This is a genomic window from Streptomyces sp. NPDC028289 (genome assembly GCF_055565975.1).
Genome location: NZ_JBVHTI010000012.1, coordinates 1 through 25,719, shown reverse-complemented (window position 1 = coordinate 25,719; position 25,719 = coordinate 1). Strand labels below are relative to the sequence as shown.

At 70.7% G+C, this 25,719-nt stretch carries 23 protein-coding genes; 14 read left to right on the top strand and 9 right to left on the bottom strand.

Annotated elements, in window-relative coordinates:
* Positions 1-7 precede the first annotated feature (7 nt).
* The gene (locus ACZ4UV_RS46540) at positions 8-292 is read left to right on the top strand and encodes a type II toxin-antitoxin system RelE family toxin (RefSeq protein ID WP_467847534.1); all 285 of its coding nucleotides are present in this window, start codon (positions 8-10) and stop codon (positions 290-292) included.
* A gap of 61 nt (positions 293-353) precedes the next feature.
* On the opposite strand, the gene gltX is transcribed toward ACZ4UV_RS46540, so the two are convergent.
* From gltX to ACZ4UV_RS46525, 3 genes are all read right to left on the bottom strand, one after another.
* Positions 354-1,838, bottom strand: coding sequence for a glutamate--tRNA ligase (gene gltX, locus ACZ4UV_RS46535; RefSeq protein WP_467847530.1), 1,485 nt, complete (start codon positions 1,836-1,838; stop codon positions 354-356).
* Complete coding sequence (locus ACZ4UV_RS46530) at positions 1,822-2,607, bottom strand: fumarylacetoacetate hydrolase family protein (RefSeq protein ID WP_390040750.1); 786 nt, start codon at positions 2,605-2,607, stop codon at positions 1,822-1,824. Before ACZ4UV_RS46530 ends, gltX begins: the two co-directional genes overlap by 17 nt.
* 124 nt (positions 2,608-2,731) lie before the next feature.
* A complete protein-coding gene (locus ACZ4UV_RS46525; RefSeq protein WP_093498891.1) occupies positions 2,732-2,920 on the bottom strand; it encodes a hypothetical protein in 189 nt (62 codons plus the stop codon).
* Between the two features lie 568 nt (positions 2,921-3,488).
* Here ACZ4UV_RS46525 and ACZ4UV_RS46520 point away from each other — a divergent pair.
* The 8 genes from ACZ4UV_RS46520 to ACZ4UV_RS46485 all read left to right on the top strand — a co-directional run bounded on the left by ACZ4UV_RS46520 (position 3,489) and on the right by ACZ4UV_RS46485 (position 14,184).
* Positions 3,489-7,373: a sensor histidine kinase gene (locus tag ACZ4UV_RS46520; RefSeq protein WP_467847523.1), complete on the top strand. Its 3,885-nt coding sequence runs from the start codon at positions 3,489-3,491 to the stop codon at positions 7,371-7,373.
* Positions 7,374-7,382: 9 nt separating this feature from the next.
* Positions 7,383-7,796: a roadblock/LC7 domain-containing protein gene (locus ACZ4UV_RS46515; RefSeq protein WP_030382516.1), complete on the top strand. Its 414-nt coding sequence runs from the start codon at positions 7,383-7,385 to the stop codon at positions 7,794-7,796.
* Between the two features lie 110 nt (positions 7,797-7,906).
* Complete coding sequence (locus ACZ4UV_RS46510; protein WP_019058642.1) at positions 7,907-8,305, top strand: DUF742 domain-containing protein; 399 nt, start codon at positions 7,907-7,909, stop codon at positions 8,303-8,305.
* Positions 8,286-8,861, top strand: a complete 576-nt coding sequence (locus ACZ4UV_RS46505) for a GTP-binding protein (protein ID WP_046729249.1) — start codon at positions 8,286-8,288, stop codon at positions 8,859-8,861. Before ACZ4UV_RS46510 ends, ACZ4UV_RS46505 begins: the two co-directional genes overlap by 20 nt.
* A gap of 392 nt (positions 8,862-9,253) precedes the next feature.
* The gene (locus ACZ4UV_RS46500; protein WP_467847516.1) at positions 9,254-12,532 is read left to right on the top strand and encodes a nitrate- and nitrite sensing domain-containing protein; all 3,279 of its coding nucleotides are present in this window, start codon (positions 9,254-9,256) and stop codon (positions 12,530-12,532) included.
* A gap of 10 nt (positions 12,533-12,542) precedes the next feature.
* A complete protein-coding gene (locus ACZ4UV_RS46495; protein ID WP_004983065.1) occupies positions 12,543-12,956 on the top strand; it encodes a roadblock/LC7 domain-containing protein in 414 nt (137 codons plus the stop codon).
* Between the two features lie 96 nt (positions 12,957-13,052).
* Positions 13,053-13,622, top strand: a complete 570-nt coding sequence (locus tag ACZ4UV_RS46490; protein ID WP_390040744.1) for a DUF742 domain-containing protein — start codon at positions 13,053-13,055, stop codon at positions 13,620-13,622.
* On the top strand, positions 13,603-14,184 hold the full coding sequence (locus ACZ4UV_RS46485; RefSeq protein ID WP_046729246.1) for a GTP-binding protein: 582 nt from the start codon (positions 13,603-13,605) through the stop codon (positions 14,182-14,184). The genes ACZ4UV_RS46490 and ACZ4UV_RS46485 overlap by 20 nt, the downstream gene beginning before the upstream one ends.
* A 155-nt stretch (positions 14,185-14,339) precedes the next feature.
* Here the strand turns inward: ACZ4UV_RS46485 and ACZ4UV_RS46480 are convergent, their stop codons facing one another.
* Both ACZ4UV_RS46480 and ACZ4UV_RS46475 read right to left on the bottom strand, forming a co-directional pair.
* Positions 14,340-16,499, bottom strand: a complete 2,160-nt coding sequence (locus ACZ4UV_RS46480) for a serine/threonine-protein kinase (protein WP_467847510.1) — start codon at positions 16,497-16,499, stop codon at positions 14,340-14,342.
* A 92-nt stretch (positions 16,500-16,591) separates the two neighbouring features.
* On the bottom strand, positions 16,592-17,908 hold the full coding sequence (locus tag ACZ4UV_RS46475; protein WP_451022845.1) for a beta-galactosidase: 1,317 nt from the start codon (positions 17,906-17,908) through the stop codon (positions 16,592-16,594).
* A gap of 215 nt (positions 17,909-18,123) precedes the next feature.
* Here ACZ4UV_RS46475 and ACZ4UV_RS46470 point away from each other — a divergent pair, with 215 nt between their 5' ends.
* Both ACZ4UV_RS46470 and ACZ4UV_RS46465 read left to right on the top strand, forming a co-directional pair.
* Positions 18,124-19,239, top strand: a complete 1,116-nt coding sequence (locus ACZ4UV_RS46470) for a C40 family peptidase (RefSeq protein WP_467847507.1) — start codon at positions 18,124-18,126, stop codon at positions 19,237-19,239.
* Positions 19,240-19,256: 17 nt separating this feature from the next.
* Positions 19,257-19,997, top strand: a complete 741-nt coding sequence (locus ACZ4UV_RS46465) for a hypothetical protein (protein WP_467847504.1) — start codon at positions 19,257-19,259, stop codon at positions 19,995-19,997.
* Positions 19,998-20,086: 89 nt separating this feature from the next.
* Here ACZ4UV_RS46465 and ACZ4UV_RS46460 read toward each other — a convergent pair whose 3' ends face one another.
* Positions 20,087-20,284, bottom strand: coding sequence for an acyl-CoA carboxylase subunit epsilon (locus ACZ4UV_RS46460; RefSeq protein WP_467847498.1), 198 nt, complete (start codon positions 20,282-20,284; stop codon positions 20,087-20,089).
* A gap of 35 nt (positions 20,285-20,319) precedes the next feature.
* Positions 20,320-21,915: an acyl-CoA carboxylase subunit beta gene (locus ACZ4UV_RS46455; RefSeq protein ID WP_390040734.1), complete on the bottom strand. Its 1,596-nt coding sequence runs from the start codon at positions 21,913-21,915 to the stop codon at positions 20,320-20,322.
* A gap of 453 nt (positions 21,916-22,368) precedes the next feature.
* Here ACZ4UV_RS46455 and ACZ4UV_RS46450 point away from each other — a divergent pair, with 453 nt between their 5' ends.
* Both ACZ4UV_RS46450 and ACZ4UV_RS46445 read left to right on the top strand, forming a co-directional pair.
* Positions 22,369-22,965 carry a YceI family protein gene (locus ACZ4UV_RS46450; RefSeq protein ID WP_351497720.1) on the top strand — a complete coding sequence of 199 codons (597 nt, stop codon included), beginning with the start codon at positions 22,369-22,371 and terminating at the stop codon, positions 22,963-22,965.
* Positions 22,966-23,132: 167 nt separating this feature from the next.
* On the top strand, positions 23,133-23,825 hold the full coding sequence (locus tag ACZ4UV_RS46445; protein WP_467847492.1) for a VOC family protein: 693 nt from the start codon (positions 23,133-23,135) through the stop codon (positions 23,823-23,825).
* 82 nt (positions 23,826-23,907) lie between these two features.
* Here the strand turns inward: ACZ4UV_RS46445 and ACZ4UV_RS46440 are convergent, their stop codons facing one another.
* Both ACZ4UV_RS46440 and ACZ4UV_RS46435 read right to left on the bottom strand, forming a co-directional pair.
* Positions 23,908-24,594 (bottom strand): DUF899 family protein, encoded by a 687-nt coding sequence (locus ACZ4UV_RS46440; RefSeq protein WP_467847488.1) that lies wholly within the window; start codon positions 24,592-24,594, stop codon positions 23,908-23,910.
* A gap of 182 nt (positions 24,595-24,776) precedes the next feature.
* Positions 24,777-25,184 carry an ATP-binding protein gene (locus ACZ4UV_RS46435; RefSeq protein WP_467847485.1) on the bottom strand — a complete coding sequence of 136 codons (408 nt, stop codon included), beginning with the start codon at positions 25,182-25,184 and terminating at the stop codon, positions 24,777-24,779.
* 112 nt (positions 25,185-25,296) lie between these two features.
* On the opposite strand from ACZ4UV_RS46435, the gene ACZ4UV_RS46430 reads away from it, so the two are divergent.
* Positions 25,297-25,719 (top strand): helix-turn-helix domain-containing protein (locus tag ACZ4UV_RS46430; protein ID WP_467847479.1); only part of this gene is annotated, 423 nt, incomplete at its 3' end.

Genomic DNA, 25,719 nt, shown 5'->3' with positions numbered 1-25,719 from the left:
TTGGGTCATGACCGAGTACCGAGTCCAGTTCACCGTCGAGGCCCGTGCGGCGTACGACGGTTTGCCCGGCGAGCGTCGAGCCCAGTTGGACAAGGCCGTGCGGATACTGTCACGCGACCCCTTCCGCAAGGCGGCGACCGCGCAGCTCGGGCCCGACGAGCACCTGCGCAAGGCGTACGTGGCTCCCGGCGTGCTGCTGGAGTACATGGTCGCGGGCGCGATCATGGTCGTCGTCGTCCTGGAGATCTTCGACGAGTTCGCCTACCTGATCGACGAGGCCGACGCCGTCTGACACGAGCGCGTGAGGGGCGGCACCCGATCTCCGGGTGCCGCCCCTCACACATGTCCCGGCGTTAGGCGCTGAGCTTCGCCAGCGCCGTGTCGATCCTGGCGAGCGTCTTCTCCTTGCCCAGGATCTCCAGGGACTCGAAGAGCGGCAGGCCGACCGTGCGGCCGGTGACGGCGACGCGGACCGGGGCCTGGGCCTTGCCGAGCTTGAGGCCGTGGGCCTCGCCTGCGGCCAGGACGGCCTCCTTCAGGGACTCGGGGGAGGTCCAGTCGGCGGACTCCAGCTTCTCCCGGGCCGTGGCGAGGAGGGCGTCACTGCCCTCCTTCATCGCCTTGGCCCAGGACGCCTCGTCCTCGACCGGCTCGGGGAGGAAGAGGAAGTCGACGTTCTCGGTGATCTCCGAGAGGACCTTGAGGCGGGTCTGGGCGTGCGGGGCGATCGCCTGCCACTTCGCCTCGTCGAAGTCCTCCGGCGCCCAGGGCGCGAAGGGGGCCTTCAGCCAGGGGGCGCAGCGCTCCGTGAAGTCCTTCACGTCCAGCAGCCGGATGTGGTCGGCGTTGATCGCCTCGCACTTCTTCAGGTCGAAGCGGGCCGGGTTGGGGTTCACGTCGGAGATGTCGAAGGCCGCGACCATCTCCTGGACCGAGAAGATGTCCTGGTCCGCGGAGAGCGACCAGCCCAGCAGGGAGAGGTAGTTGAGCAGGCCCTCGGGCAGGAAGCCGCGCTCCCGGTAGAGGTTGAGGGAGGACTGAGGGTCGCGCTTCGACAGCTTCTTGTTGCCCTCGCCCATGACGTAGGGGAGGTGGCCGAAGGCCGGGGTCTGCTTGGCGATGCCGAGCTCGGTCAGCGCCTTGTAGAGGGCGATCTGGCGCGGGGTGGAGGAGAGCAGGTCCTCGCCGCGCAGGACGTGGGTGATCTCCATCAGGGCGTCGTCGACCGGGTTGACCAGCGTGTACAGCGGGGCCCCGTTGGCGCGGACGATGCCGTAGTCCGGGACGTTCTCCGGGGTGAAGGTCAGCTCGCCGCGGACCAGGTCCGTGAAGGTGATCGTCTCGTCGGGCATCCGGAAGCGGACGATGGGCGTACGGCCCTGGGCCTTGTACTCCGCCACCTGCTCCGCGGTGAGGTCGCGGCAGTGGCCGTCGTAGCCGGACGGCTTGCCGGCGGCACGGGCGGCCTCGCGGCGGCTGTCCAGCTCCTCCTGGGAGCAGTAGCAGTGGTAGGCGTGGCCGGCGTCGAGCAGCTTGGCGGCGACGTCCTTGTAGATGTCCATGCGCTGCGACTGGCGGTACGGCGCGTGCGGGCCGCCGACCTCGGGGCCCTCGTCCCAGTCGAAGCCCAGCCAGCGCATCGCGTCGAGCAGCTGCTGGTACGACTCCTCGGAGTCGCGGGCCGCGTCGGTGTCCTCGATGCGGAAGACGAGCGTGCCCTGGTGGTGCCGGGCGAACGCCCAGTTGAACAGGGCGGTGCGGACCAGGCCCACATGGGGGTTACCGGTGGGCGACGGGCAGAAACGTACGCGGACGGGTGCGCTAGCCACGCTTGACAACCTTGTTGGTGAGAGTGCCGATGCCTTCGATGGTGACGGCGACCTCGTCGCCGACGCTGAGGGGGCCGACCCCTGCCGGGGTGCCGGTGAGGATGACGTCGCCGGGGAGCAGTGTCATGGCCTCGGTGATGTTGACGACCAGGTCCGCGATGGAGTGGATCATCTCGCTCGTACGGCCGAGCTGGCGCTGTTCGCCGTTGACCGTGAGCTGGATCGTCAGGTCGGACGCGGTGGCCAGGTCCAGGTCCGTCTCCACCCAGGGGCCGAGCGGGCAGGAGGTGTCGAAGCCCTTGGCGCGGGCCCACTGCTTCTCGCGCTTCTGCACGTCGCGGGCAGTGACGTCGTTGGCGCAGGTGTAGCCGAGGATGACGTCCGCCACGCGCTCGCGCGGGACCTCGCGGCACATCCGGCCGATGACCACGGCCAGTTCGGCCTCGTGGTGGAGGTCCTGGGAGAAGGACGGGTACTGGATGTCGTCGCCGGGGCCGATCACCGAGGTGGACGGCTTGAAGAAGGCGAAGGGGGCGTCCGGGACCTCGTTGCCCAGCTCCTTCGCGTGCTCCGCGTAGTTGCGGCCGTAGGCGACGACCTTGTTGGGGAGCACCGGCGGGAGCAGGCGGACCTTGCTCAGCGGGACCTTGGTACCGGAGAGCTCGAAGTCCGCGAACGGAATGCCCTTGATGATGTCGAGGACGAGTTCGTCCTGCTTGTCGCCCTCGACGGCGCCGAAGGCGACGTTCCCGTCGATGGAGAACCTGGCGATGCGCACGGGATCCTGGCGCCCCTCACTGAGCCGGCTGGAGTCTGACGCTCCAGGCTAACGCGGTGAGGGGTGGCCGCCGCGGAATAACCCGGTCACCGGGTGGGTGAGTGATCGGCCGCCCGGTCGCGTACTACTCCGCGACCGAGGTCCCGGCCGGGATCTCCATGAGGATCGTGCGCCGGGGGTTGGCGGTCTGGGAGGGGAGATCGAGGGAGTGCTCGGGCAGCTCGGGGGTCTGCAGTTCCTCGGCGTCCTTCAGGTGGGCGAGGGTGGTGCGCCGGGGGTTGGCTATGTTGCGGAACATCATCGTCGTCTTCACGGTTGTACGGGGCCCCGTCGTGTGTGGGTTGGCAGAGACTTCCCTCTTGTAAAGCGCCAGGCTAAACATCGAATTCCCGGCCGAAGTCGCGAAGAGGCCTGGATCTGCATGTGAGTTTGCTCACGACCTCGGGGGCAAAGCGGTCATATGCGACCGACAACTCACCGCAACGAAACGGACATTGACGAACTGAACCTGTCATTCCGCTCCTGATCATGGCGACTGGGACACGGCCCGCGCACCGGCGACTGACAGGGATACGCCCTTTATGTACGCGATCGGCTTCCACATCTCGTAACGTGTCACTCACACGCTGTCACAGAGGTCACAGCTCGGTCCACGGCCCTTGTTGGAGATCCGGCACTGTGCTGGAATTCCACGGACCGCCGCAGGATCGAGCCGGCGCGCAGGGGGCGCAACGCAGCGCCGAGTGGCGGCGAGACAGGGGGAGCCAGCGCCGGTCACACTCACGACCAACAGGGTGCGCATTCAGGGCGCTCTCCGTTAAACGCCGACACCGTGTCCTTCCGTTCCCGGAGGGGCGCCTGGTCCAGAGGTTGCGACGCTAGTGCAGGGACGTTTCAAGAGGGATGGCAGCGCTTCGGCGGAGCCGGAGGCGCACGGCGGGACCGACCGCGGTTCCTCGCCCCAGCACGCCCAGAACCCGGGCCCGGCCCCGGTCGGCGGTGGCGGTGACGGCGGTGAGCGCTCCGGGCGCCCCGCCGTGTCGGCGTCTTCGGGCCCCCAGCCGACCGCAGCTCCGACTCCGACGGTCAAGCCCGCGCAGGGTCCGTCCAACCCGGGCTCGCGCATAGCCCTGCGCAACTGGCGTATCTCCACGCGCCTGGTGTCGCTGCTCGCGCTCCCCGTGGTGGCGGCGACGACGCTGGGCGCGGTGCGCATCAACGACTCGCTCGACGACATCCAGCAGCTCGACAACATGCAGCTGCTGACGGACATGACCACGCAGGCGACCGAGCTGGCCACCGCGCTGCAGACCGAGCGCGACAAGACCGCCGGTCCGCTCGCGCACGGCGGGTCGCTGACGAGCGTCGCGGTCAAGGGGTACGAGGACCAGACCGACCGCGCCCGCGAGAACTTCCTCAACGCCTCCGAGGAAATCGACACCGCGAGCAAGAACGGTCAGCTGCAGGGCGTCCGCGACAGCCTCGTCGGTCTGGCCGGCCAGCTGGACGACCTGGCGAAGATCCGCAAGGACGCCTATCAGCAGAAGGAGAACTCGACCCAGACGGTCGAGGCCTACCACCGGCTGATCACCCAGCTGATCGACCTCTCCCAGGACATGGCGCAGGCCTCCAGCAACCCGGAGATGATCCAGCGCACCCGCGCCCTGGCGGCGTTCTCCACCGCCAAGGAGTACGCGTCCGTGCAGCGCGCCGTCATCGCTGCGGCCCTGCCCGACAACGGCACGAGCTCCGGCGACCTCTCCGAGAACGACCGCCTGTACGGCGAGTCCGCCCAGGAGAGCGAGACCTCCGAGCTGACGATCTTCCGGAAGATCTACGCCGGCAACGCGGCCGACCTGCTCAGCCCGATCGACGGCAACAACCCGACGATCGAGGCCGCCGACACCTACGCCAAGCGTGCGCTCGGCGCCCAGAACGGTCTGAACGAGCTCAGCAAGCGCTCGTACCTCGACTGGGTCGACGACAGCTCGACCAAGATCGACCAGATGAAGAAGATCGAGCACACGCTGCTCGAGGACATGGAGCAGAAGGCCCGCGAGCTGCGTGCCTCCTCCGAACAGTCGGCGATCATCTCCGGTGCGCTGATCCTGCTCGTCCTCGGTGTGTCGCTGGTCGGCGCCTTCATCGTGGCCCGCTCCATGATCCGCTCGCTGCGCCGCCTCCAGGAGACCGCCACCAAGGTCGCCCAGGACCGCCTGCCCGAGCTGGTCAAGCAGCTCTCCGAGTCCGACCCGCAGGACGTCGACACGTCCGTGGAGTCGGTCGGTGTGCACTCCCGGGACGAGATCGGCCAGGTGGCCGCGGCCTTCGACGACGTGCACCGCGAGGCGGTCCGCCTCGCCGCCGAGCAGGCCCTCCTGCGGGGCAACGTCAACGCGATGTTCACCAACCTCTCGCGCCGCTCCCAGGGCCTCATCCAGCGTCAGCTCTCGCTCATCTCCGAACTGGAGTCCCGCGAGGCCGACCCGGACCAGCTGTCCTCCCTCTTCAAGCTCGACCACCTCGCGACGCGTATGCGCCGTAACGGTGAAAACCTTCTGGTTCTCGCCGGTGAAGAGCCCGGCCGCCGCTGGACCCGCCCGGTCCCGCTGGTCGACGTGCTCCGCGCCGCCGCGTCCGAGGTGGAGCAGTACGAGCGCATCGAGCTGGCCGCCGTGCCGACCACCGAAGTGGCCGGCCGCGTGGTCAACGACCTCGTGCACCTGCTCGCCGAGCTGCTCGAGAACGCCACCTCGTTCTCCTCGCCGCAGACCAAGGTCAAGGTCACCGGTCACGCGCTGCCCGACGGCCGCGTCCTGATCGAGATCCACGACACCGGTATCGGCCTCTCCCCCGAGGACCTCGCGGCGATCAACGAGCGGCTCGCCTCGCCGCCCACCGTGGACGTCTCCGTCTCCCGCCGCATGGGCCTCTTCGTGGTCGGTCGTCTGTCGCAGCGGCACGGCATCCGCATCCAGCTGCGCCCGTCCGACTCCGGTGGTACGACCGCGCTGGTCATGCTCCCGGTCGACGTCGCCCAGGGCGGCAAGAAGCCCGCTCCCGGCAAGCCCGGTGCCCCGGCTCCGTCCGGCGGCCCGGCCGCCGCGCAGGCCGCGGCCGGTGCGGCCGCCGCCCGTCGCGGCAACGGCCAGGGCGGTGCCGGTGGTTCGCTCGGCGCGGGTGCTCCCGCCCCGGCGCTCGGCGGCGGTGCCGCCGCGGCCGGCGGACGCGGCGGTGCCCTCGGTTCCGGCGCTCCCTCCGGTGGCGGACTGCTCGGCGCCGGCGCGGGTCCGCGCGGCCAGGTCGGCGCCGGCCAGGGTCCCCGGGCCGCGCTGCCCGGCTCGGGCCCGAACGGCGGCCGTCCCGGTGCGCAGGGCGGCGGACGCGGCTCGCAGGGCCGGCCGAACACGGGTGCCGGTGCCTTCGGCGGCCAGGACGCGTTCGGCAACCCGCAGGACTCCCTCGGCGGTCAGGACGCCTTCGGCAACCGCGCCCCGGTCCCGCCGCAGCGCTCCGCGAACTCCTCCGACCAGGGCCGTCAGCCCCAGCTGCCGCCGCGCGGCGGTCCGCGGGCCGAACTGCCCGGGGCCAACCCGCCCGCGGGCCGGCCCAGCTGGAGCGACGACAACGCCCAGCCGCCGCTCTCCCGTGCCTCGCTGGACACCCCGCGCGGCCACGACGAGCAGGACTCCACCCACACCGCACCGATGCCCCGCATCGACGACCGGCAGGACCTCGGCGCCACCTCGCAGATGCCGGCGATCCCGCAGGCTCCGTCGACCGGCGAGTTCCCGCGCCCGGACTTCAACGCGCCGAACGGCTCTCAGAACACGGGGTCCTTCCCGCGGCCGGGCACCACCGGCCCGCAGGACACCGGCTCGTTCCCGCGCCCGAACGTCAACGGCCAGCACGACACCGGCTCGTTCCCGCGCCCGAACGTCAACGGTCAGCAGGACTCCGGCCAGTTCGTGCGCTCCGACGTCTTCGGCACGCCGGCCGCGCCGCAGAACGGCTCCCAGAACACCGGGCAGTTCGCGGCCCCGCAGGCCTACGACAACGGCTCCACCGGTCAGTTCGCCACGCCGTCCTACGACGGCGGCTCCACCGGGCAGCACTCCCTGCCCGGCCGGCAGAACGGCTACCCGGGCAACGGCCAGAACGGCAACGGCCAGTACGGCACGGGCCAGTTCGAGCGTCCGGGGACCAACGGCCGCGGCCTCGACTACGGTGCGCCGCAGCGCCCGCCCGCGCCGCCGGTCCGCCAGGAGCCGGAGGCGCTGCCGCCGGCCACCGGTCCCGGTGACGGTCGTACCCCGCTGTACGACACGCTGGAGACCAACTGGTTCCACGGCGGCCAGCAGGAACAGCAGCGTCCCCAGAGCAACGGCTCGGCACCGGTCCCGCCGGTCCCGCCGGTGCCCGCACAGCCGCCGGCGCCCGCCGCCGCGGCCCCCCAGCGTCCCGCCCAGGCAGCCTGGCGCACCTCCCCGAACGACGACCTCGTCCGGCAGGCGGAGCGTGTACGGCAGCCGGCGGCGGGCGGTGTCACCACCTCCGGTCTGCCGCGCCGGGTCCCCCGGGCGAACCTCGTCCCGGGCACGGCACAGCAGCAACAGCACCAAGCGGGTCCGCAGGTCTCGCGTTCGCCTGATGACGTTCGCGGCCGGCTGACCAATCTCCGTCGGGGTATCGCACAGGGTCGACAGGCCGGCACCGGCCCTCAGACCGGCACCTTCCCGAGCCCCACTCACCAGCAGGAGCGTTAGTTGAGTCCGATGAGCCAGGCGGCACAGAACCTCAACTGGTTGATCACCAACTTCGTGGACAACACCCCAGGTGTGTCCCACACCGTCGTCGTGTCCGCCGACGGCCTCCTTCTGGCGATGTCCGAAGGCTTCCCACGCGACCGGGCCGACCAGCTGGCGGCCGTCGCGTCCGGGCTCACCTCGCTGACGGCCGGGGCCTCCCGGATCTTCGAGGGCGGCAACGTGGCGCAGACGGTCGTCGAGATGGAACGCGGCTTTCTCTTCCTGATGTCCATCTCCGACGGCTCGTCCCTCGCGGTGCTGGCTCACCCGGAGTGCGACATCGGTCTCGTCGGCTACGAGATGGCGCTCCTGGTCGACCGCGCGGGCGCCGTACTCACGCCCGACCTGCGTGCCGAACTGCAAGGCAGTCTGCTCCACTGACCGCCCGGATCCAACCCGCCTCACCAAATCACCGTCCGGCCGCCACAATCCCCCCACCGGCCACGTCCGACGGCTAGCCCGACCGACTTGCTGTCCCGCCCGGAGGAACGATGACCCCGCCCACCGCCTCTCATGATCCGTACGCGGAGCCGTACGGGGACGAGGGCGACCAGCCGCTGGTACGTCCTTACGCGATGACCGGCGGCCGGACCCGGCCGCGCTACCAGCTCGCCATCGAGGCGCTGATCAGCACGACGGCCGACCCGGCAGCGCTCATGGGGCTGCTCCCGGAGCACCAGCGCATCTGCCACCTGTGCCGCGAGGTGAAGTCGGTGGCCGAGGTCTCGGCGCTGCTCGCCATGCCGCTCGGCGTGGCCCGGATCCTGGTGGCCGACCTCGCCGAGGCCGGCCTGGTCGCCATCCACCAGCCGGGCGGCGACGAGAACAACGGCGGCGCACCTGACGTGACGCTGCTCGAAAGGGTGCTCAGTGGACTTCGCAAGCTCTGACGGAGGTCGGGCCACCACCTCCGCGAAGATCGTGGTGGCGGGCGGCTTCGGCGTCGGCAAGACCACGTTCGTGGGAGCGGTCTCCGAGATCAACCCGCTGCGTACGGAGGCCGTGATGACGTCCGCCTCGGCGGGCATCGACGACCTGACGCACACCGGGGACAAGACCACCACCACGGTGGCCATGGACTTCGGCCGTATCACGCTCGACCAGGACCTGATCCTGTACCTGTTCGGCACACCCGGTCAGGACCGCTTCTGGTTCATGTGGGACGACCTGGTGCGCGGTGCGATCGGCGCGGTGGTGCTCGTGGACACCCGGCGTCTGGCCGACTGCTTTCCGGCCGTGGACTACTTCGAGAACAGCGGTCTGCCGTTCGTCATAGCCCTCAACGGCTTCGACGGACACCAGCCCTACACACCCGAAGAGGTGCGTGAGGCACTGCAGATCGGACCGGACGCGCCGATCATCACGACCGACGCCCGGCACCGCGCCGATGCGAAGAGCGCGCTGATCACGCTGGTGGAGCACGCCCTCATGGCGCGTCTGCGGTAGCCGCGGCGCCGTACCCAAGTCCGACGTCATGTACGGCAGTTGCCGTAAGGAAACCGGAGCCGACTGTGGCCTTTGACACGGTCGGCTCCGGTGTTCATAACGTTTCGGCAGAGGAATGCAGTGGTATCGCCACGCGTCGCGGTCGCGCGGTGCCGCTGCGCTCACAATGGCCCCGCCTTTTGGCGGGGCTCGCTCTTTATGACCGTTTTATCTGGGGCTTACATCCGTGCGCTCTGCCCCGATGGACTGTTTGGAAGTGCACCGGCCCCCGTGCTGGAATGCCTGAACTGCCCATTAGTCAAAGACGTACTGAGTAGTGGTCTGAGACACACCGGGCTCTGAGAGACTGCGGCACGACGACAGGTGCCCGCCGCCGAGAGGTTGTTGGTCGAGTGAGGCGAAGCAAGAACGGTCCCGAGCCGTCGGCACGGGGCAACTTCACCCCGCCGCCGCGCGCTGCGGCGCCCACCCCTGTGCCAGCCGCGGAACCACCGGCCGCACCCGCGAAGAGCGGCGGCCGTTTCTCCCCGCGGAACTGGCGAGTGCCGACCAGGCTGAACGCGATCCTGCTCATACCCGTGGCCGTCGGCCTGGTGATGGGCGGCTTCCAGGTGAAGAGCTCCATCGACACCTGGCAGGACGCCCGCGACGCGGAGAACACCGCGCGCCTGGTCCGTGCGGCCCTGACCTATGCCGACGCCCTCTACAACGAGCGTGACGTCAGCGCGGCACCGCTGCTCCTCGACAAGGACAAGGCGACCGTCACCCAGGCCCGCGCCGCGACCGACAAGGCCGCCGACGCCTTCGACGCGGCCGCGCAGAACATGCCGCAGAAGCCGGGTCTGGAGCGCCGCCTGAAGCTGTTCCGCGAGGCCGAGCCGCAGCTCACCAACCTGCGTGCCGCCTCGTACACCAGCAAGCTCCCCGGGGTGAAGACCGAAGAGGGGTACGTCGCGGTCGCCCACCCGCTGATGGAGTTCGCCAACGAGCTCGGTCTGGGCACCGGAAACATCACCTCCTACGGCCGTACCGTCTACGCCATCTCGCTCACCAAGGCGGCCCTGTCGCTGGAGCGGTCGATCGGCATGCACCTGCTGGTCAAGCCGGGCCCGGACGCCGGCAACCTGGCCAGCCAGCGGGTCGCCCTCTCCTCGTACGCCTACCTCGAGGGCATCGCCGTCGAGGAGTACATCGGCGGCGGCACCGAGGCGGACGCGCAGAAGCTGACCGACCTCGAGAAGAAGATCAAGACGGACGGCGCGGCGCTGGTCCAGCAGGCGAAGGCCAAGGACCCGAACTACGTGGCCCCGCCGTCCAAGGACAACGCGATGGTCAGCGCGCTGGCCACGCTGCAGGACACCGACCCGAGCACCCGCCAGGCGCTGGCCACCCAGGGCGTCACCGCCGAGAACTGGTGGACGGTCAACACCCTCAAGTACAGCGCCTACCGCACGATCGAGTCGGACATGGCCGACAAGGCGGTGAGCGAGGCCTCCGACATCGCGGACAGCGCCAAGACGGACGCGTTCATCACCGCCGCCGCGGTCATGGTCGCGCTGCTCGCCGCGTTCATCCTGGCCGGCATGGTGGCCCGCCAGATGTCCCGCTCGATGCGCCAGCTGCGCAACGCCGCCTTCGGCATCGCCGAGCAGCGCCTGCCGATGCTGGTCGACCAGCTCTCCCGCACCGACCCGGGCCGGGTCGACACCCGGGTGGCACCGATCCCGATCACCTCGACCGACGAGATCGGCGAAGTCGCCCGCGCGTTCGACCAGGTCCACCGCGAGGCCGTGCGGCTCGCCGCCGAGCAGGCCCTGCTGCGGGGCAACATCAACGCGATCTTCACCAACCTCTCGCGCCGCAACCAGTCGCTGATCGAAGGCCAGCTGACCCTGATCACCGACCTGGAGAACAACGAGGCCGACCCGGACCAGCTGGAGAACCTCTTCAAGCTGGACCACCTCGCGACCCGCATGCGCCGCAACGGCGAGAACCTCCTGGTCCTCGCCGGCGAGGAGCCCGGCCGCCGCTGGGACCAGCCGGTCCCGCTGGTCGACGTCCTGCGCGCCGCCTCCTCCGAGGTGGAGCAGTACGAGCGCATCGAGCTCTCCGGCGTCCCGGAGGCCGAGATCCACGGCCGCGCGGTCACCGACCTCGTGCACCTGCTCGCCGAGCTCCTGGAGAACGCCACCACGTTCTCCTCTCCGCAGACCAAGGTCCGCGTCACCGCGACCCGTCTCCCCGACGGCCGCATCATGATCGAGATCCACGACAAGGGCATCGGCCTCACCGCCGAGGACTTCGCGGACATCAACCACAAGCTGGCCAACCCGCCGACCGTGGACGCCGCGATATCCCAGCGCATGGGCCTCTTCGTGGTCGGCCGCCTCTCCGACCGGCACGGCATCCGGGTCCAGCTGCGCCCCTCCGGCGAGCAGGCCGGCACCACCTCGCTGGTCATGCTGCCGGACGCGATCACGCACGGCGGTGGCGGCGAACAGCCTCTGGAGCGGGACGAGTTCACGGTCTCGCAGATCATCCCGGAGCAGCAGTTCCAGGCCGAGAACTTCAACCAGCCGCAGCTCCAGCCGATGCGTACGGCGGCCGAGCTCGGCTTCGACGACAGCCGCTACATCGAGGTCCCCGACGACATCCGCGACCTCGACCCCGTGGGCCGCTCGCTGATGCGCGAGGAGCGCCGTGCGGCCCTGGAGGCCCAGGCGCAGCCTCCGCAGGCCGCACAGGCCCCGCAGGCGCCCCAGGAGACGGCCGAGATCCCGGCGTACACCGACGAGTTCGACAGCGGCCGACAGGGCTACGACGCGAACGGTACGGGCTTCCAGGAGCAGCCCAGGGGCTACGACGGGCAGCCGGCGTACCAGGAGCAGCCACAGGGCACGTACGACGAGCAGTACTACGCGCCGAACGGCGGCCTGCCGCAGAACGACTCGTTCTCCCCCGACGCGTTCTCCGTCAACGGCGGCTACCCGGAACCCGCATATCCGGAGCAGGCCCAGGAGGAGCCCGCGGCCGCGCAGGCCGCCGCCGCGGAGGCCTTCCCGGCCTTCGGCGAGCAGCCCTACCAGGACGACTGGCCGCAGCAGGACGCTTACACGAACGGCTACCCGGCCCAGTACGCTCCGGAAGCGGAATCGGTGCAGGCCGGTGACGTGGACGAGCGGAACCACGTAGGCTTCGACCGTCCGGGAACGGCCCCCTCCAACGGCCACCAGCTGACCGACGCCGGGCTGCCCCGCCGGGGCTCCGTCGGCGGCGGCACGGGCGGCCCGAACGGCGTGGGGCCCATGCAGCAGGCTCCGGCCGCGGCACCGACGGCTCCGGCACCGGCTGCCCCGGCTCCCGAGCCGGCCGGCGACGACTCCTGGCGTTCGCAGAACGACGAGCGCTGGCAGCAGGCCTCGGCGCTGCGCAAGCCCAAGGCGGGCGGGGTCACCTCCTCCGGCCTGCCGAGGCGGGTGCCCAAGGCCAACCTGGTCGAGGGAGCCGCCGCGAGCACCCCCCAGGGAGGCCCACAGGTCTCCCGCGCCCCGGAGGACGTCCGGGGCAGGCTGAGCAACCTGCGTCGGGGCGTCCAGCGCGGACGCAGCGCAGGCAGTGAAACGAACGGCCAGGGCTTCGGTCCTGACAGCACCTACAACCAGGAGCGTTAGTGTGAGCCCGATGAGCCAGGCGGCACAGAACCTGAACTGGTTGATCACCAACTTCGTGGACAACACCCCGGGGGTGTCCCACACGGTGGTGGTCTCCGCCGACGGACTCCTTCTGGCGATGTCCGAAGGCTTCCCCCGCGACCGCGCCGACCAGCTCGCGGCCGTCGCCTCCGGTCTGACGTCTCTGACGGCAGGCGCCTCCCGCATCTTCGAGGGCGGCAGCGTGAATCAGACGGTTGTGGAGATGGAGCGGGGGTTCCTGTTCATCATGTCCATTTCCGATGGTTCCTCGCTCGCGGTCCTGGCCCACCCGGAGGCCGACATCGGCCTGATTGGGTACGAGATGGCCCTTTTGGTGGACCGCGCGGGCACGGTCCTTACCCCGGATCTGCGTGCGGAACTCCAGGGAAGCCTTCTCAACTAATAGTCAGACGGTGCGTTTTCGCGTCCCGGGGCCGTAAGGTTTCGGGACGCGGCTCCACAAGGTTGGGTGCCCGGCACGGTCGGAGGAGGAGAGAAAGTGGCAACACCCCCAGGCGGTTCTAATAACGGCAACTGGTCGTACGGGCCTGCGCAGGGCCAGGGCGACGGTGCCGGGAACCGGTACAACTTCCCCTCCACGCCGAGCCACCGGCAGCCGTACGCCCCGCAGGGCCCCGGTCCCTCGCCGTACGACCAGCCGCCGGCGCCGCGTATCCAGCCGGTGCAGCCGCAGCGCCGCCCCGAGCCGGCGCCGGCCTCGGGGTCCAGCAACCCCCTGGTGCGTCCGTACGCCATGACCGGCGGCCGGACCCGCCCGCGGTACCAGCTCGCCATCGAGGCGCTGGTGCACACCACCGCGCAGCCGCACCAGATGCAGGGCCAGCTGCCCGAGCATCAGCGGATCTGCAACCTCTGCCGGGAGATCAAGTCGGTGGCCGAGGTCTCGGCCCTGCTGTCGATCCCTCTCGGCGTGGCCAGGATCCTCGTCGCCGACTTGGCGGAGGCGGGCCTGGTCGCCATCCATCAGCCCGGCGGCGACGAGAACGCCGGTGGCCAGCCAGACGTGACACTGCTCGAAAGGGTGCTCAGTGGACTTCGCAAGCTCTAGCGGCGGTCCTTCCCGCTCCACCACCTCCGCGAAGATCGTGGTGGCGGGCGGCTTCGGCGTGGGCAAGACCACGTTCGTCGGCGCCGTCTCGGAGATCAACCCGCTGCGCACAGAGGCCGTGATGACGTCCGCGTCTGCCGGCATCGACGACCTCACCCACACCGGGGACAAGACGACCACGACGGTCGCCATGGACTTCGGCCGCATCACCCTGGACCAGGACCTGATCCTGTACCTGTTCGGCACCCCCGGTCAGGACCGCTTCTGGTTCATGTGGGACGACCTGGTACGCGGCGCCATCGGCGCGATCGTCCTGGTCGACACCCGGCGCCTCGCCGACTGCTTCCCCGCGGTCGACTACTTCGAGAACTCGGGCCTGCCGTTCGTCATCGCCCTCAACGGCTTCGACGGCAACCAGCCGTACAACCCGGAAGAGGTCCGCGAGGCGCTGCAGATCGGGCCGGACACGCCGATCATCACGACGGACGCGAGGCATCGTGCCGATGCGAAGTCGGCGCTGATCACTCTCGTGGAGCACGCTCTGATGGCTCGGCTTCGGTAGGTTCGGCCACTGGGCTGCCGCGGCGGGTCGTATGCCGACCGCGGGTGGACCGTGGTTGACCGCGCAGTTCCTCCCCCAGCCTTCGGCCGGGGGTACCCCCAGCGCCCCTTACGGGGCGCTTCGGGGCCCCTTCTCGGAAGGGGCCCTCGGTGTTTTCAGGAGCAGCTCGCCGTCACCATGTCGGCGACCACTCCGCGGCCTCCCGTGGGGCCCGTGTTGGTCAGGGTCAGGTCGATGGTGCCGGTGTGGAAGGGGAAGCTGCGGGTGGTGTACCAGCCGCCCGCGTCGTAGGTGTGCTGGTCGACGGTGAAGGCGTACCTGTAGTCGGCCTGGCCCTCGACGGTGCTGTCCACGTCGTAGACCTTGTAGTGGGCCGCGGTGGCCCAGGTCCCCGTCGCCACGTGGATGCGGAAGCTGCACGCGTCGACCTTGGTACCGGGGGTGAAGACCCAGTCGGCGTTGGCGTTCCAGCCGTCGTCGTGGTCGTCGTAGAGATTGATGTACCGGGCGGCGCCGCAGCCGTCGAGATAGGCACCGCCCGTGGTCTCCTTCCACGCTCCGTCCTTGGCGTTGAAGCTGGTTCTCGCCGCGTCGGCGGAGGCGCAGTCGGTGCCCGCGTAGCCGGTCCAGGTGACCTTCGGGGTCTGGCCGGCGCCGCCGGGGGCGCTCGGGGAGGGCGCCGGTGTCCGGGTAGCGGCGGCGCCCTGGCCCGAGGGGGCGGCCCCGGAGGCCGAGCGGCCGGGAGTGGCCGAGTGCCGGGAGCCGGGTGACGGGGTGCCGGACGGGCTCACGGCGGCCGTCACCGGGGCCGAGACCGAAGCCGTGGGAGCGCCGGTGTCCGGTGGGGTGAGGGTGAGCTTGGAGGTCCCGGAGCGGCCGACGGTCAGGGCCACGGCGACGGCGATGCCCGTGGCGAGGACGAGCGGTACGGCGGTGAGCCGGACGCGGACCACGGTACGGCGGGTGGCGGCCCTGGCGAGGGTGCCGTCGACCTCCTTGCGCCGGGCGGCCAGCCGGGAGGCGGCGGCCGTGGGCAGCCAGGCCAGCTCGTCCGGACGGTCCGCCCCGCACCGCGCGATGATCTCCTCGGGCGTCGGGCGGCGTCCGGGATCCTTGTCCAGGCAGCGCCCGACGAGCTGCCGCAGCCGGTCGTCCCCGCAGTCGAGGGCGGCGGGGTCGGGATCGGCGTGCGCGATGCGGTACAGCACCTCACCGCTGGTGCCGTCGCCGAACGGCGGGACCCCGGTGGCCGCGTAGGCGAGCACACAGCCCAGGGCGAAGACGTCCGAGGCCGCGGTGACCTCCCGCCCGTCGGCCTGCTCGGGCGCCATGAACGGCACCGTGCCCACGCGGACCCCGGGCCGGGTCAGCCGGGCGGCGTCCGCGGCACGGGCCACCCCGAAGTCGACGACCTTGGGGCCGTCGTCGTCCAGGACGACGTTGCCGGGTGTCAGGTCGCGGTGCAGTACGCCTGCGCCGTGGATGGCGGCCAGGGCCTCGGCGATGCCTGCGGCCAGGCCCAGCACGACCGCGGCGGGCAGGGGGCCCGCGGACTCCACGGCCTCCGCCACGGTCGGGCCGGGCAGGTACTCGGTGGCCAGCCAGGGCCGTTCGGCCGCGGTGTCGGCCTCCAGCACGGCAGCGGTGTACGGTCCCGACACCCGGCGCGCCGCCGCCACCTCCGCGGCGAACCGCTCCCGAAAGTGCGGGTCCTCGGCGAGGTCCGCCCGCACCACCTTCACGGCGACCGGCCGCCCGGCCCGGGACACCGCCAGATACACCACCCCCATCGAACCGGCCCCCAGCCGCCCCAGCAGCCGGTACGGACCGGCCTTCACCGGGTCGGAGGGGGAGAGGGGGGCCATGGGCGGATCAGACGCGGGGAGTGGTGCCAAGTCCTCCGGTCGGGCTCCCTCGGGGTCCGCCGTGCCGGTGTCCGCCGTGCCGGTGTCCGCCGTCCCGGTGTCCGCCGTCCCGGTGTCCGTCGCTGCGGCGCCCGTCGCTGCGGCGCCCGTCGCTGCGGCGCCCGTCAGGAGCGCCGGGTCGTGGCGGCGCAGCCGCACATCCAGTTCCCGCCAGCGCTCCTGCCAGCGCCGCACGTCACCGCCGCAGGCGGTCACGAACGCCGCGGTGACCTCCCACGAGGGCAGCCTGCGTCCGGACGCGGCGTCCGACAGGGCGGAGGACGAGTAACGGGCGCGGGCAGCCAGTTCCCGGTAGGTGGGCGAGCCGGGCGCCTGCGCCCGCAGCTCCCGCAGTCCCTCGGCGAAGTCCTTCAGGGGACCGTCCGGAACCGGAGCTTCCCGTCTGCCCATCGCTCCGCCCCTCAGCCCCACGGGTACCACCGCCCGGTCATATTAGTGCTCGACCGGTGTCGTAGCCGTCGTGATCCGGCCATGACGAGCGGTCAGCCGCCGGTACCGGCGGTCGCGGCGACCTGATGCAGGACGGCGCGGTTGGCGTCGGTGATGTCGCTGGTGAACACGAGGATGAGGACGGGGTGTTCGGCCACGGCGGCCCGCAGGTCGTCGGCCAGGTCGTCGCCGGTGTCGCCGGTGGCGCCGCGCATCTCGGCGATGACGGGGGTCCGGCCCCACGGCGCGGACAGGGTGCGGCCCGGGACGACGCCGTTGTCCTGGAGCCAGATGCCCTTGGCCACCGCGTAGTCGACGATCCTGCTCTCGTCGTATCCGTCGGTGCCCCCGATGAACGTCCTGTCCGGCATCAGGGCCAGCGGGGTGCGGTGGAAGACGTTCGTGTAGGTGGCGATGGTGTGCTGGGCATACCCCCACCACAGTTCGTCGGTGTAGCCGATGGACTGCCACAGCGGGAGCAGGTCCGGGTTCTTCTCGCTGTCCGCCTTGCTCTCCCCGCCGACGCCGATGGAGATGTCCACGGCGGAGACGGCGGCGTTGCCGTCGTAGCGGGCGGCGAAGGCGGCCAGAAACGTGTCCAGGTCGCTCTCGAAGGTCTGGTTCCAGTACTCCGGCATGACCGCGCCGTCCTGCTCGGTCACCGACTTCACGCCCTGGGCGTAGACCCAGGCAGGCGTGCCGTGCGCGGAGTCCGCGGCGGTGTCCCACTTCGCCCAGCCGGCCGCGGAGACCCGCAGGACGACCTTCTTGCCCGCGGCCACCCAGGGCTTCATGTCCTGGTCGATGAGGTTCCAGCAGTACTGGCCCTGCTGCGGCTCCAGTCGGGCCCAGTAGTAGACCAGCGACCGCCCGGCCACGTCCGGGTCGGTGGCGAGGTCGGAGGTGTTGCCGCCGCTGAAGGCGTAGACGCCGCGGAAGGAGGGGGCGGCCGCGGGCGTAACGGACGGGGGGACTGAGGGGGTTGCGGAGGCGGGGGCAGAGGCGGAGGGCGTGGTGGAGGCGGCGTCGGAGGGTGTGGCCGGTTCGATGTCCGGGCTGGTCAGAGGGCTGGCCGAGGGTGTCCCCGCCGTCGGCGCCGACGATGCGCCGCAGGCCGCCGAGACCGTGCCGGAGCCGGAGCCTGAGCCGGAGGCGGAACCGGCGGACGGGCTTGCGGGGCCGGCGGACGGTGTCGGCGAGTCGGCGGACGGGATCGCTGAGGCGGCCGTGTCGGCGATCCGGGCCGCCTGCGGGGCGCCTGCGGGTTCCGGCAGCGCGTAGAGCGCCGCTCCGGTCAGGACCGCCGCCAGGGCTCCGGCGCCGTACGTGACGGCCCTGCGGAAGGCGGGCGGCAGATGCGAGCTCTGCATGAGGGCCTCTCTTCGTCTCGGTTTCCTGCCTCCAGTCCACGCATGAGCTCGCCGCTCAACCAGCTTTGTTTGTTGACCAGTTGACTTTGAACACGGGCAGCCGGGCCGGGTCCCGTTCGCCGCCAATCGGTCAACAAAAACTGCTGGTGCGTCAATTCGGCGAGCCGTCAAGTGGAGTCATCGCCCCCTTCCCCCCGCCCTCCGGGAGCCCCGTCATGACCACCGCCCGTGTGACCCGCGTCCCCGTCCTCGCCGTCCTGCTGGCCCTCGTCCTCTCCCTGACCGGCGCCTCCACCACCGCGTACGGCACCGCCACGCGGAGCACACACGTCACGCACGCGCCGACCGCCGCCCATGGCGCCGCCGGACATGCACCACGTCCTCCCGCGCAACGGCACTCCCCCACCCGACGCACCGCCCGCACCGTCCTGTTGCGCCCCGGAGACACCCTCTGGGGCGTGGCCCACCGGTACGGCACCACGGTCGCCGCCCTGCAGCGGGCCAACCATCTGGGCACCTCCACCCTGATCCGGGCCGGCGACCGCCTGACGCTCCCCGCGGCGGGAGCCGACAGCAGCCACCGCCCGAAGCCGCACACCAACCCGGCCCCGGCCCCGGCCCCGGCCCCGGCCCCGGCCCCGGCAGGCAGCCTCGCAGTGGCGTTCGCCCGCGGCCGGCTCGGCGTCCCGTACCGCTGGGGCGGCACCGGGGCCGGCGGTTACGACTGCTCGGGGCTGGTCCAGGCCGCCTGGGCGGAGGCCGGTGTCCGGCTGCCGCGCACGGCCGCCGCCCAGGCCCGCACCGGCTCCCGCACGAGCCGCGCCCGGCTCCGGCCCGGAGACCTGGTCTTCACCTCCTCCTTCGGCCACGTCCAGCTGTACGCGGGCGACGGCCGGGTCATCGAGGCCGCGCACACCGGCACCCGGGTCCGGTACGCGCCCCTGCCGGCCGCGGCCGCCGTCGATGCGTACGTCCGCGTCCACGCCCCGGCCGGCACGCCGGCCGCCCGCACCACCGCGAGACCGGCCACCGCCACGGCACCCACGGGCGGCTCCGCCCGCCGCGCCGCGGCCGCCGTCTTCGGCGGCCAGTACGGCTGCGCCGCCGAGATCATCACCCGCGAGTCCGGCTGGCGTACCACCGCCGCCAATCCCACGTCCGGCGCCTACGGCCTCGCGCAGGCCGTGCCCGGTTCGAAGATGGCCCGCTACGGCGGTGACTGGCGCACGGATCCCACCACCCAGCTGCGCTGGATGCGCTCCTACGTCACCGCCCGCTACGGCAGCGCCTGCGCCGCCTGGGCCTTCTGGCAGACCCACCACTGGTACTGACACCCCAAGGAGAAACCGTGTTCGACTTCCTGTCCCGGCGCCCGTCCTTCCTGTCCAGGCGCCCCTCCCTGCGCGTCACCGCCGCCCTTCTCACCGCCACCGCGATCGTCGGCACCGGCTTCGGCCTCAGGGCTTCCGGCGCCCTGCCCGAGCTCGCCGGCCACCGCGCCGCCCAGACGCAGATCAGCTCCGTCGCCGACGCCGTCGTCTGCCAGCCGGGCACCGGCACCGGCACGGTCGTGAACCCCGGCACCGGCACCGTCGGTCTCGGCGGCACCGGGTCGGTCAACTGCCCCGGAGGGTCCGGGACTTCCGGCGGTGCGCAGATCGGCGGCTACACCGCGGAACAGTGCTGGCTGGCGACCACGAGCGAGGAGGCGTTCAAGGAGTTCATGAAGAACTGGATCAGCAACAACGCCCAGCGCTGGGCGACGGAGCTGCAGAACCAGGGCGTGAGCCCCGCGCCCGCCCCCACCGACCAGCGCGTGGACGACGCCTTCAGCAGGATGGAGCAGTCGTTCTACGACTCGACGAGCGCTTTCGCCCAGGCGCTCAGCAGCGCTGCCCAGAGCGACAACGAACGGGTCTCGGACTGCAGCGCCAGTGACGACGGGCTGGAGCCCAACTGGATGGACGAGGCGTTCGGCCAGGCAGTGGACCTGCAGAACGAGACACCGTGGTGGCTGGAGCAGGCGGAACAGGCCCTGGTGCAGGCGGTCGCCCAGACCGCCTGCGACAACGGCGGCGGCACCTGCTGACGCCAGGGACCTGACGGCCGCACACGCCGTCGGCCCCGCCGCCCTTTCGGGCGGCGGGGCCGACGGTCGTCGTACCGACTGCTGGGGCTTCAGTGCCAGCTGTGCGGGGCGCGGAAGCCGTTCTCGCGGTCCAGGCGGCGCCAGCCCGCCTTGGCGCGGCCGCGGCGGGTCTGCTCGGTGTCGGCGGTCGGCCGGGCGGCCGCGCGGGCCAGGAGGACCGCCGTTATGGCGGCGACTTCCTCCGGGTCGGCGTTGCCCTTCTCGACGCGGATGTCAGGCACGTTCATGGGCGTCAGTCTCCGTGAGAGAGGTTTCCGCAGGATTACTGCGGGGGGTTGCCGTGCTTACGGGACGGCAGGTCGGCGTGCTTGGTGTGCAGCATCGCCAGCGACTTGGCGAGCACCTCGCGGGTCTCGGCCGGGTCGATGACGTCGTCGACCAGGCCGCGCTCGGCCGCGTAGTAGGGGTGCATGAGCTCGGCCTTGTACTCCTTGACCATCTTCTGCCGCATGGCCTCGGGGTCCTCGGCGGAGGCGATCTGCCGGCGGAAGATCACGTTGGCCGCACCCTCGGCGCCCATGACCGCGATCTCGTTCGTCGGCCAGGCGTACGTCAGGTCGGCACCGATCGACTGGGAGTCCATGACGATGTAGGCACCTCCGTACGCCTTGCGCAGGATCAGGGAGATCCGGGGCACGGTCGCGTTGCAGTAGGCGTAGAGGAGCTTCGCGCCGTGGCGGATGATCCCGCCGTGCTCCTGGTCCACACCGGGGAGGAAGCCCGGTACGTCCAGGAAGGTGACGATCGGAACATTGAAAGCGTCACACATCTGAACAAAGCGCGCAGCTTTTTCACTCGCCTCGATGTCCAGGACGCCCGCGAGGACCTGCGGTTGGTTGGCGATGATGCCGACCACCTGGCCGTCGATCCGGGCCAGCGCGCAGATGATGTTCCGCGCCCAGCGCTCGTGGACCTCCAGGTACTCGCCGTCGTCGACGATCTCCTCGATGACCTTGGCCATGTCGTACGGCCGGTTGCCGTCGGCCGGGACGAGGTCGAGGAGGGCGTCGCTGCGGCGGTCGACGGGGTCCGTGGACTCGACGCGCGGCGGGTTCTCACGGTTGTTCTGCGGGAGGAGCGAGAGGAGGTAGCGGACCTCCGCGATGCAGGTCTCCTCGTCGTCGTACGCGAAGTGGCAGACGCCGGAGGTCTCCGCGTGGACGTCGGCGCCGCCGAGCCCGTTCTGGGTGATCTCCTCGCCGGTGACCGCCTTGACGACGTCCGGGCCGGTGATGAACATCTGCGAGGTCTCGCGGACCATGAAGACGAAGTCGGTGAGGGCGGGCGAGTAGGCCGCGCCGCCCGCGCACGGTCCGAGCATCACGCTGATCTGCGGGATGACGCCGGAGGCCTTGGTGTTGCGCTGGAAGATGCCGCCGTAGCCGGCCAGGGCGGAGACGCCCTCCTGGATACGGGCGCCGGCGCCGTCGTTCAGCGAGACCAGCGGGGCGCCGGCCGCGATGGCCATGTCCATGATCTTGTGGATCTTGGTGGCGTGGGCCTCGCCCAGCGCGCCGCCGAAGATCCGGAAGTCATGGGCGTAGACGAAGACCGTACGGCCCTCGACCGTGCCCCAGCCGGTGATGACACCGTCGGTGTACGGCTTCTTGGCCTCCAGGCCGAAGCCGACCGCACGGTGCCGGCGCAGCTGCTCGACCTCCTGGAAGGAACCCGGGTCCAGGAGCAGCTCGATGCGCTCCCGGGCCGTCAGCTTGCCCTTGGCGCGCTGCGCCTCGGTCGCCTTCTCGCTGGGGCCCGCCACCGCGGCCGCACGGATCTCGTGCAGCTCGGCGACCCGCCCGCGCGCGTCCGTCGGTTCACCGGTGGGCTCGCCCGTCGTCTCTTCCAAAACGGTCATGTAGTGACCTTACGAAGGACACCAAGGAATGCGAGACGTCGACTCCGTACAGTCTCCGACGCGTTTTCCTGGAACCACTGAACAGAACCAGAACCGCATGCAGCCGTTCCGACTGCTCAGGGGGCTTCGCCGTTGTAGGGGTGCCACAAACGCGGAGCTGAGATGCGCCTCACATTCACCGGCGGTCCATACCACCCGCGGAGTAACACTGACCTCCGGACGGCGGTTCACCCACACAGAGCCTAGCGCTCCCCCAGCGGGTCCCGTCGCGACAACGAGCCACGCGACGTTACGGTGAGTAATGACCGCGACACACGGGTCGATGATGTTGAACGTTGAAGGGAATGGGTCTACGGTGTCTTTCGTTGAGTTCGTTGAACGTTAAACATCAAGCCCGCGCCTTCCTCAGACAACCGCTTCGAAGTCGCGACCCGTCCCCTCAAGGAGCACCTCATGGGCATCTTCGGCCGCAAGAACGACGAGACCACCGCCGCCGGCACGAGCGCCGACACGGCCGCGCTGACCGGCGATTACACGATCGACCCGGCGCACAGCACCCTCGGCTTCGTGGCCCGCCACGCGATGGTCACCAACGTCAAGGGCAGCTTCCAGGAGTTCGAGGGCACGCTGCACCTGGACGGCACGGACCCGTCCAAGTCCACGGCCTCCCTCGACATCAAGATGGACAGCATCACCACCGGCAGCCCCGACCGCGACGGTCACCTGAAGTCGGCCGACTTCTTCAAGATCGACGAGTTCCCGACGATGACCTTCCGCTCCACCGAGGCGGAGGCCCTCGGCGGCGAGGACTACCGCATCACCGGCGACCTCACGATCCTCGGCGTCACCCGGCCGGTCACCATCGACCTGGAGTTCAACGGCGCCGCCAAGGACCCGTTCGGCAACGAGCGTGTCGGCTTCGAGGGCAAGGCCGAGATCAAGCGCTCCGACTGGGGCGTCACCTGGAACGCGGCGCTGGAGACCGGCGGCGTCCTCGTCTCCGACAAGATCAAGCTGAACTTCGACATCTCGGCGATCAAGAACGCGTGAGCCCGCGGCGCCGGACCGCCGGCCCCGACCACGCCCGCTGAGCGCCGCCCTCCACTCCCCCGAGGGCGGCGCTCGGCCATGTCCGGGCGTCCGGGGGTGCCGTACCCCCGAGCCTTTCTCAGAAGTGCCGCAGGCGGGACCGGCAGCGGGATTGCAAGGATGCGGCCATGGAGCAGAAATTGAATCGGCAGGAAGCGTCCGAGGCGGTGCAGGACTACGGGTGGCGCTTCTTGCTGGGTACTTTTCGAACGTCGGTCCCGGTCGCGTCGCTGGCTCAGGCGGTCGGCCTGGCGGCGGACGCTGTCGCGGTCTGTGGTGACGACGCCGACCGGCACCTTCGGGTCGATGTCCGCCCCGATCGGGTCGTCCTCACCTTGCAGACGTCGGACCGCGCAACGGTCACCACCAGGGATGTCGAACTCGCGCGCCGGATCTCTGCCGCCGCGGACAGGTCCGGGCTGCTGACGCAGCCCGACATCGGAACGGGGGCACCCCGGTCCGTCCAGCTTGTGGAGATCGCGATCGATGCACTGAACATCGCCGGGATCCGGCCGTTCTGGAAGGCAGTGCTGGGCTATGCGGGCGAGGCGGGTGCCGAGGGACCGGAGGATCCGCTCGTCGACCCGGTCGGGCAGGGCCCGGCCATCTGGTTCCAGCAGATGGACCGGGCACGCCCACAGCGCAACCGCATCCACTTCGACATCTGTGTTCCGCATGACGAGGCGTCCCGGCGGCTCGAGACCGCACTGGCGGCCGGCGGCCGACTCGTGTCCGCGACCCGTGCCCCGGCCTTCTGGGTGCTTGCCGACCTGGAGGGGAACGAAGCCTGCATCACCACATGGCAGGGCCGAGACGGCTGAAACGTCCTACTACACCGCGCTTGCCCAAGCAGGCGCGGGCCGGGTTCGCGGGCTGCCCGGCCCGAGCCCGGGCACCCGGGGCCTACTGGTAGTCGATGGCCGGGTACCAGTCCCCCCGCCCCTGTGGGGTCAGATCGAGCAGGTGCCAGACGGGCGTCAGCAGGTCGATGCCGCGCTCCCGGATGTCGTCGGCCATGCGCGGATGGGCGGAGCAGGTGAGCCGGACCGTGCCGTCGCCGTCGCGGGTGAAGACGGAGACCGTGGAGTCCTGCGCGCCGTCCTCGTCCTCGCTCCCCAGGTCGTACTTGAACGTGCTGGCACCGCAGCTGAGCAGCCGCAACCGGTGCCAGCCGCGGTCGCGGCCGTACTGCCGGAGGGTGGGCGATTCGGCGGCTGCGGCGATGACGAGGTCGGCGTTCCGGGCGACGTGGTGGGCGATGCCGTTGAAGCCGTCGATCCACATCGTGCACATCGGGCAGGCACTGGTCTGGAGCTTGCCGTACATGAAGTGGTAGACGACCAGCGACCGTTCGGGCCCGGAGAACAGCTCGCTCAACGCGACCTCGCGCACCGGGGTGTCACCGGCGTCCAGGTCGGAGGGCCCTTCGAGGAAGACATAGTCGTCGACGGCCGGCCCCGGCGGGAGCGCCCGCCGCAGCGCCGCGACCTCCTCCCGGCGCCGCATCAGGTCGATCTCGGCCAGCCGCAGCTTCTCCTTGGCAGCGAGATATTCCCCGGACTCCCCGTCCAGCCTGGTCTGCCGCACCATGGCGTCCTCGTGGAGTGGGGTTCCCTGGGGCGTGTCGCCCCCTCACCCTCCGCGTTGTCCACCCTGCCGGCGCCGCCAGCGGCATTCACCGGCCGCGAGGACGAGGTCACGGCGTTGTCGTGGGCACTCTCTCCCGGTTCCGACGAGGACTGTGGCAGCCCGTCGACTCGCGGAGTTGTAGATCACCCCCGCGCTCCGAATTCACACCACACGATCTTGCCGGGGCCGCGCTCTTCCACACCCCACTTGTCCGCGACCAGTGTGACCAGCAGCAGGCCCCGGCCGTGTTCCGACTCCGGGGACATGTCTCCGTAGCGGAGCTCGCCCGGGCCGCTGTCGTGGACCTCGGTGCGGAGGACTCCGTCGGGGTGCAGGGCCAGCCGGAGGCGGAAGCCACGGCCCGGGGGTACGCCGTGGAGCACCGCGTTGGTGGTCAGTTCGCTCACGCAGAGCAGTACGTCGTCCGCGCGCGGGCCGACCTGCCAGTCGGCCAGGGCCGCGCGCGTGAAGTCGCGTGCCACGCCGACGGATCTGCGGTCCCGGCGGTAGAACGCCTCGCGGGTGTGGGGGGTTTGGGGTTCCGGGTTCATGAGGCGAGTGTCACTGTGAGTGACTATGATGGATCAGTGAGTGAGGTCGTAGTTCTGACTTCTACGAGTCCACTACGAGCGGTTCGGGCGCCCACGGGGGAAAGGGACACGCATGCAGGTGGCGAGGAAGCCGAAGAAGGTCGGTTCGTGGCAGGCGGTCGGAGCGGTGCTGGCCCACTGCAGGAAACAGGCGCGCGTCACGCAGGAGCAGTTCGCCGAGATGGCGAGCATTCACGTGGACACGGTGGGGTCCATCGAGCAAGGGAGGCTGGCGCTTCAGCCGGACCGGGCCGAGCAGTTCGACGAACTGTTGGGGACGGGTGGGGTGCTGGCCGTGCTGGTGGCCAAGATGCCGGTGCGGGAGCGGATCGTGCAGTTCGCGCAGGGGCTGGTCGATCACGAGCAGGAGGCGGTGGGAATCCTCTCGTACGAGAGTCTGATCGTTCCGGGGCTTCTGCAGACCCGTGACTACTGCCGTGCAGTCTTCAGCTACCGGTATCCGGCCCTCGGGAGCGAGACGTCCGAGCAGTGGGTG